Here is an 8,136-nt window from a genome sequence, read left to right as displayed (position 1 = left end):
CACGATCATACTCTTGTTTTGCTGATTTAGAAATAAGCATTTTGCCTTTTAAAAATGGATTGTTTTCATATTTTTCAACAATCGCTTGGTGTTTTTCGTAATTTTTCAAATAACCTTCGGCACGCTGCAAGCGTGACTGGTTACGATTAACACGAGCAATCTCTTTATTTAATCTTTCAATCTCTTGCTTTCGGTTATTTACAGTCTTTTTAATATTCTCGATTGGAACAGTCTTGCCTTTACCGTATTTAGAATTAACCTCTACAAGATTCTTAGCTGTTTTAAAGCTGATATAACGCATTTCAGGACGTTTAGGATAAAAAAAAAGAAGCCACTTGACGAATAAAAGCATTTTCAAGGGCATTCTCGGCTTTCTGAAGAACATCACGTTCAGAACGGATGTATTGACGAGTGTTTTTGTTTTTCTCCAGGAATCCTGGAAGTTCTACTTCATGTTGTGTTTTAACCTGGTTAAATTCTATTTTGTTATTGAAACTAAGCTTATCACGGTGATAATTCAATTTTTCATCATGGAATTTAATTTCGGTTCTTGCTTTCGAAATATCTTGTTCAGCTTTCTCTTTTATGTTTCGATTTTCTTTTAATTTCAATGGATTAAGCCAATTAATACTCTCAATTCTCTTTTCAGCTTCTTGAATCTGTTTTTCGAAAGAGTCAATCCATCCGAAATGTTCTGAAGCCTTTCTGATCGTCTCATCTTTCCAACGAATATAGCTGTCATTTTTATTTAATCGTTCATCCCACTTATCAAGCTGTTCACGTCTTTTCGTGATGTTCTCAAAAGAAGGTTCATCCTTCAGAATTTTTGTGGCATTTTTCAAGTCTACACGCTCTGCAGAAGTATTAAATTGTTGAGCTTTTTGTTGTTGATCTTGCTGGCGAGCTTTTTCTTGTTCAAGTGCTTGTTTTTCTTCACGGTACTTTTGAAGATCCACAACAAGAGCGTTGTATTCCTGACGATCACGGTTTAAATCTCCTTTTTCCGTACGGGCACCACGCTTTTCCATCTCATGAGCTACGTGGCCAAGATGAACAGTAGGCATCTGTTCAAGTCCGCGTGCTTCATGCGAAAGGTGTGAAATTCGTTATTGAATCCCCTCTTTTTCTAATGCTTTATTTGCATGATTCGCCCATTCCTCACGCCATTGTTCAAGCATTTCTTTCTTGTTCCAGTCACGATTTTTCGGACCGAATCCATCAGCTGAGATTTCTCTTGTAGTTAACATCACATGAGCATGAGGATTTTCTTTATCGTCTCTATGTATCGCAATATCAGCTATCATGCCTTTATTTACGAACTGTTCTTGAACATAGTTTTTAATTAATTCTTTTTGTTGGTCATTGCTTAACTCCCTAGGTAAAGCAATATTGATTTCTCTTGCTAATCGTGCGTCTTTCCTCTTTTCAGATTGCTCGACTTCATTCCAAAGACGCTCCCGATCACGAACCCATTCAGGAGAATTTTGAGGGGCAAGAATCATAGTATCTGGTTGAACTTCTCTACGATAAAATTTCATTTCACCGGTACGTTCATCTGTTAACCGTTCACCTGAACGATAAGAAGCAGAAGCAACAGCAGATTGCCCCTTCCCTCTTGAAATAACCTGTGCAAAAATGATAGATAGCCATGATTCTCACCTCTCTTTCGTCGCTACGCGAATACTATTTTGACCGAAACGGAAAAGGAAGTACCGAAGGTGGTTACTTTTCTGTTTTGGCTTCGCCGATAGGCCCTAAGTGATAAAGGACTGACTCTAGTCCTATTAGTCTCCTTCTATATTAAAGGACTTTTGCAAGGTCAACAGTTGGTGAAAATATTTGTTTAGAAGGTATCTTCACAAAAGAATTTGGGCGGAAAAAGTTAGAATTAAAAAAGGCACTCGGAATAAAATCACTCCGAATGCCTTTTGTCTAAAATCTGAAGTTTGACTCATAACGAGTCGTACCTTGTTTTACATATCCCACACCATTATTAACAGTGTACCAAATATGGTAACTAAAGCAATAATTACTCCGTAATATACATTAGCATAAATAGCTGCTTTATCTTCAGTTTCACCCGCGTGCATAAATACGACTAACTGGAGGCCTGCTTGTAAAAATGCTGTTATTAGCAAGACTGTCATCCCAACTGCAAACGACATATCGAAGAAGTAAATACCAAGTGCAACAACCGTAAGCACTAGAGAAAAGACATATCCCATTACTTGTTTCATCGGAAATAATTCACTCATCTTTACATCATTCCTTTCAAGTAGATGAAGCTGAAGATAAAGATCCACATAACATCAAGGAAATGCCAGTACAAACTGAAAATAAATGCTTTATTAGCGTTCTCTGGAGTTAACCCACGCTTTATAACTTGAATAACAATGAATAATCCCCAGAATAATCCAAGCATTACGTGAGCACCGTGAGTGCCAAGCGTTGTTAATAAAACTGACGTAAATGCACTCGTACCTATGCCTGCCCCTTCATGAACAAATGTTACGAATTCATAGATCTCAATGCCTAAGAATCCTAACCCAAGAAGAAGTGTAACAATAAAGAAATTAATCATCGCCTTCACTCGACCAAGGCGCATCGCATGAATACCAAGACCAACTGTGAAACTACTTGTTAAAAGCAAGAATGTTTCAATCATCACGGGAGTAATTTGGAAGATTTCTGCTCCATCGGGACCAGTTCCCGTTCGATCATATAGTGTAAAATATGAAGCGAAAAGTGTTGCAAACAACATAATTTCCGCACCTAGAAAAATCCAAAATCCAAATATCTTTAAACGGTTTTCCTCCGTACTATATTCTAGTGGTAGCGAGTTATCAATTTTCATTTCTTAAGCACCTCGCATTTCTGATTCAGTTTCTTTGATTTCTTTTACAGAAATATAACGACCATGATCTTTTTCGAATGAACGTAATGTCATAAAGATAAAGATACCAATTGTTGCAATGATTGCTGGAATCCATAGACTAAATATGAATGAGAAGCCCCATACAAAGAACACGCAACTCATAAGGAACGGCATACCACTGTTATTTGGCATATGAATTTTCTTTATATCACCTTTAAATAACTCATGACCATGTTTCTTTGCATCCCAGAACGCCTCACTAGATTTAACTTCTGGTACAATAGCAAAATTGTATTCTGGAACTGGAGTGTGTGTTGCCCACTCAAGTGTACGTGCATCCCAAGGATCTGAACCAATATTTCTTGGAGCGTAACGAATACTGTAGTAAATGTTATAAACAATTAACACAAATCCAATTGCCATAATCGCAGCACCAATAAATGACACCATGTTTAGTGGACCGAAACCAGTAGACTCTGAATATGTGAAGCTACGACGCACTTGACCATCTAAACCTGTGATATACATTGGAATAAATGCTAAAACAAATCCAATAGAAAGTATCCAAGCAGTCCATTTTCCAATACGCTCATTTAGCATGAAACCGAACATTTTTGGCCAGTAATATGTTAAACCTGCAAGCATAGCATACACAACACCAGGAATAATAACATTGTGGAAGTGTGCTACTAAGAACATTGTATTATGGTATTGATAGTCTGCAGCAGACATTGCTAGCATAACTCCGGTTACTCCACCTAATGTGAAAAGTGGGATAAATAGCATGGAATACAGCATTGGCGTTGTCATTCGGATTTTACCTTTTCTTAGTGTAAGCAACCAGTTAAAGATCTTAACCCCTGTAGGGACAGCAATGATCATTGTCGAGACTGAGAAAATACTGTTTGTAAAAGCACCTTGTCCCATAGTGAAGAAGTGGTGCGCCCATACTAAGAAAGAAAGAAGTGAAATTAACACCATTGACCAAACCATGGATTTATATCCATAAAGGTTACGTCCTGAGAATGTTGAAATAATCTCACTGTAAAGGCCGAATGCTGGTAAAATCAAGATATACACTTCGGGATGTCCCCAAACCCAGAATATGTTTGCCCAGAGCATGGCCATACCACCGTTATCTAGAGTGAAGAAATGTGTTCCAAATAAACGGTCCATCGTTCCCATCGCAAGTAAAACTGTTAAAACAGGGAATGCGAAAACAATAATTACATTTGCAATTAGTGAAGACCAGGTGAACATTGGCATTTTCATTAATGTCATGCCAGGTGCTCTCATTTTCATGATCGTCGTAATAAAATTAATCCCCGTCATGAGGGTCCCAATACCCGCAATTTGGATGGCGATCATATAATAGTTTGTTCCAACAGACTCACTAAATTCGTTGGCAAGTGGGAAATAAGATGTCCAACCTGCATCCGGTGATCCCCCAACAACGAATGAGATATTAAATAACATTGCTCCCATAAAGAACAACCAGAAACTTAATGCGTTCAAACGAGGAAATGCCACATCACGAGCCCCAATTTGTAACGGAATAACTAAGTTCATGAAAAACATAATAAATGGCATCGCCATAAATAGGATCATAACAACTCCATGAGTTGTGAATATTTCATTATAGTGTTGTGAACTCAACAAAGTATTATCAGGTACAGCAAGCTGTGCACGCATCATGATCGCATCCACGCCACCACGGAATAGCATAATTAACGCTGAAATTAAATACATAATACCTATTCGTTTATGGTCAACAGTTGTTATCCATTCACGCCATAGATAACCCCATTTTTTAAAATATGTTAATCCAACAAGAGTTGCAATCACAGTTAAACCAATAGCAACCATCGATGCATAAATTGCAAAACTTGGATTAGGTACTGCAAAACGATCAAAGAAATCCATACGTTTTTATTACTCCTTTCGAAAAAATTATTGGTGTTAAGAGTTCGTTTGAAAAATCTATCCAGTAATTAAACCTAATTGGTCATATCCATGCCTTCCATGTCTTCCATGTCTTCCATTTCTTCCATGCCTTCCATGTTTGGAGGTGGTGAAAACCCTAAGTGTGTTCCAGTATATGTCAATTGACCTAGGTGTCCTGGTTCTAATAATTTTGTGAACTCTGGTTCGGTAAGAGGTTCTGCTGTTTTTTTCACTTCCTCTACCCACTCATCAAATTTCTTTTGACTCATTACACTTACATTAAATGTGTTCTCAGCAAATCCTTCACCACTAAAATTTGAATTTCTCCCCATATATTCACCTTGTTCATCAGCTGCAGCATAAAGAGTAGTAACATGGGCGTTCATAGCATACTTTTGTCCAGCAAGCTGTGGAATCCAGAAGCTCGTAATAGGACCGTATGAATAAAGCTTAAATTCAAGTGGTCGATCTGTTGGTAAATATAGGTAATTCACTGTTTCAATATTTTCTTCTGGATAACTAAAGTGCCATTTCCAGTTAGATGATGATGCATAAACAACTAATGGCTCTTTATCCTCATACCCTTTTGGCTGAGCCTCAACAATATAGTTACTTTCTACAGATACAAAAGAAAGGTAAGTAACAATAATAATTGGTACACCTACACAAATTGCTTCAACCCATGCATTCCCATGAATATGTGGTGGCTCGTAATCAACGGGCATTTTAGAAGCACGATATTTTACTAACATATAAATTAATAGTCCTAAAACAACAAGAACGATAAACACCATAATCCCCATTGATAGTAAAATGTCACTTGCTAGTCTTTCAGCCTGTGGTCCTTTAGGATCTAAAATCTTTAAAGGTTCACATCCTGATAATAAGGCAGCAATGGAAACCATAATTGTGAACAAAGTCCATTTCAATTTCATATAATACTCCTTTCTTTCCTTCACATAGCTTGAGCTTCTCTCTATAACTATATCAGCATAGTAAGAAACCTACATATGAAAGATCATACAAGATCAACAAACTCATCATATCAGACGACCTAATATAAGATAGTACTTAAAATTATGTTTCATGTAATGTTCAACTATTAGACACTTTTCCGTTATATATTGATCACAAATTGTTCACTTTTATGAGATGAATTCTCCCTATTTAGGGAGAAGGCTTTAATAGCTAAGGAGAGTACCAAAACTTGCTAGAAAAGACCTCAAACACAGAAAGGAGCTACTATGCTAACATTTCACTAGTGATCAAAACGAAGATTATTCATACTGGTTCCGATTTATGTTTATGATGCTTTGTTGCACCATGATACTGACCGTAAAAAGAAGATTATAGAGACAATATTTGAATTGACCCATTTATTAGGATATAGATTTGCTCAATGAATGAGAGATTTATCAGATTCAAAACTATTTACAATAGATAAGGCAAGTGATATCCAAAATTGAAAGAAATTTTACGTAGACAAATAAGTACACAGAGGTCATTAAAGAAGATTAGATTGAATTGCAATTATCTCACTCGAAAAGGAAAGAAACAGTTTCTTTATTCTTTATTATAAGAAACTAGCTACATATTATGGACAAAACAGTTTGGCTAGTAAATTAATATGTTCCAAACCTAGAGGGGACATACGGTGCAGAAATTTTTATACTAAAACTACCTGAACCCTTTTTTGCTATTCAACTGCTTTTGTTAGATGTAAGGTATTTGAGATACTAATAGTTTTGAGAATTATGTTTAAGGAACTTACTCTTTGTAATTGATTCTTAGGAGTATACCATTTTAGTTCTTAAAGAATCTCATTAGATTCTTTAAGAACTAAAACATTCTTTACGTTGTAAAAATGGGGGAACCGTCATGTTAATCATTGTTAATCCGTATTTTCCTTACTGTACCCCTAAAGATAAGTATTTAGATTAATAGACGTTATTCGGTAACGGATTAGTATTTCTAAGACTATAAATGACTAAATAGAAATGTACATTTTTGCCTCTCTAAGGATGTACATAATTGATCATAGTACTTTGGTTGTAATAAAGCGGAATTTTAAAAATTTACATGCTTAAACGTTCATTTCTGTGCATTCTTATACTAAGACAGATGAAGAAAGATAAATCTATGGGATATGGACAGCTAAATGCAGGATATAATGTCTAGATGGGAATGGAAGGCCAATTCATCACAGTAATTAGTCCTTATTAATGTACTTGTAATCCTGGGTGTTTTAAAACCCACATGGAACTACTAGAGCAATGCAATCGAGCTAAGCTAAGGGAGTTAATCCCCTGATTGCTTACTATGGCAAAGTATTCTGTGCAAAAGATAAATATGTGTAAAGTAAGTATCCAAGTTTTCAACGTAAACCAGAAACAGAAACAAGCAAAGAAGGAAGCAAAAATAGGAGAATATATAAAGAAAAAGCTGACTCTAACGTTTTTACCGACTAGAGTCAGCCCTCTTTTACAACAACCCTTTAAAGGTGATTTTTCATATAATAGGCAACTGCTCTTATTGTATCCTCATTTCTTCGGTAATATGTCCATTGACCGTGATATTCAGATTCAAGAAGGCCCACTTTCTTCATCATTCGTAAATAGTGTGCTATAGTAGATTGTGACATATTTGCTTTTTCCTGGATATCCCTTACACATACTCCTCCCTTTTCATTTATACTTCTTATAAGATACGAAGATTCTTTATCAAAATGTTGAATAGGGTCCTTCAGCCATTTCAATATTTCTACTCTTGTTTTGTTGGCCAATGCTTTAAATATCTCTATTTGATTTTCCATGATATAAAATTATCTAATAAATTTCTAAATGTCAATAAGATTGCAGATGAAAACAATTTCCAACACTTTTGGAACGGGGATAATTTGGATTAAGATAAAAGTTATGGTCCTAGCTAGAATAGACTATAAATATGACATTGATAATAAAATAATTTATCGTATAGCTTCGTTACGTAGAAAAATCCAAACTGCTTTTGCAAATGGAAAAAATGACAGTTTTATTTTCTGAATGTCCGAATTAATCCATCCTTGGCTTTTCATATTAAACATGTTGAAAATATCCTGCAGAGTTTTATCTACTTTGAGCTGTAATAGCCAACGTCTCACTTATTTTCTGTTTGCTTTATCGGCAATAGCCGTCAAGAAGTTTGTATAGAATTTTCCACATTTATTCTTTGAGTGCTTGTTCGAAAAGTGTATAGAAAATCTAAAGAAATAGTCGAATAGTTCAATTTCCAATCATCATCGATATTTGGCTTGTTTCAATCGGATTCAAGTGTATAAT

8 protein-coding genes and 1 pseudogene are annotated in these 8,136 nt (G+C 35.7%); all 9 read right to left on the bottom strand.

The genetic code is table 11. The annotated features are described in order from the left end of the window. Positions 1-301 (bottom strand): hypothetical protein (locus ACEWK1_RS20290; RefSeq protein WP_416636591.1); only part of this gene is annotated, 301 nt, incomplete at its 3' end. A gap of 10 nt (positions 302-311) precedes the next feature. Then, positions 312-1,064 (bottom strand): hypothetical protein, encoded by a 753-nt coding sequence (locus ACEWK1_RS20285; RefSeq protein WP_212138014.1) that lies wholly within the window; start codon positions 1,062-1,064, stop codon positions 312-314. Between the two features lie 42 nt (positions 1,065-1,106). Continuing rightward, positions 1,107-1,622, bottom strand: a complete 516-nt coding sequence (gene mobQ / locus ACEWK1_RS20280; protein WP_251406581.1) for a MobQ family relaxase — start codon at positions 1,620-1,622, stop codon at positions 1,107-1,109. A 351-nt stretch (positions 1,623-1,973) separates the two neighbouring features. Next, a complete protein-coding gene (gene qoxD / locus ACEWK1_RS20275; RefSeq protein WP_098796514.1) occupies positions 1,974-2,255 on the bottom strand; it encodes a cytochrome aa3 quinol oxidase subunit IV in 282 nt (93 codons plus the stop codon). A gap of 2 nt (positions 2,256-2,257) precedes the next feature. After that, complete coding sequence (gene qoxC / locus ACEWK1_RS20270; protein WP_098796515.1) at positions 2,258-2,854, bottom strand: cytochrome aa3 quinol oxidase subunit III; 597 nt, start codon at positions 2,852-2,854, stop codon at positions 2,258-2,260. Positions 2,855-2,857: 3 nt separating this feature from the next. Continuing rightward, entirely contained in the window at positions 2,858-4,798 is a 1,941-nt protein-coding gene (gene qoxB / locus ACEWK1_RS20265; RefSeq protein WP_098796516.1) for a cytochrome aa3 quinol oxidase subunit I, read from the bottom strand. A gap of 74 nt (positions 4,799-4,872) precedes the next feature. Then, positions 4,873-5,754, bottom strand: coding sequence for a cytochrome aa3 quinol oxidase subunit II (qoxA, locus tag ACEWK1_RS20260; protein ID WP_098796517.1), 882 nt, complete (start codon positions 5,752-5,754; stop codon positions 4,873-4,875). Positions 5,755-6,413: 659 nt separating this feature from the next. After that, positions 6,414-6,629, bottom strand: a pseudogene (locus ACEWK1_RS20255) (Tn3 family transposase); the annotation flags it as partial. Positions 6,630-7,313: 684 nt separating this feature from the next. Continuing rightward, positions 7,314-7,631: an ArsR/SmtB family transcription factor gene (locus ACEWK1_RS20250; RefSeq protein WP_098796518.1), complete on the bottom strand. Its 318-nt coding sequence runs from the start codon at positions 7,629-7,631 to the stop codon at positions 7,314-7,316. Positions 7,632-8,136: the final 505 nt, after the last annotated feature.

It is taken from the genome of Metabacillus sp. YM-086 (assembly GCF_048059995.1).
Taxonomy (GTDB): Bacteria; Bacillota; Bacilli; order Bacillales; family Bacillaceae; genus Metabacillus; species Metabacillus litoralis_B.
Note: the sequence above shows the minus strand (reverse complement) of the source record. Positions and strands in the feature narration are given on the sequence as shown.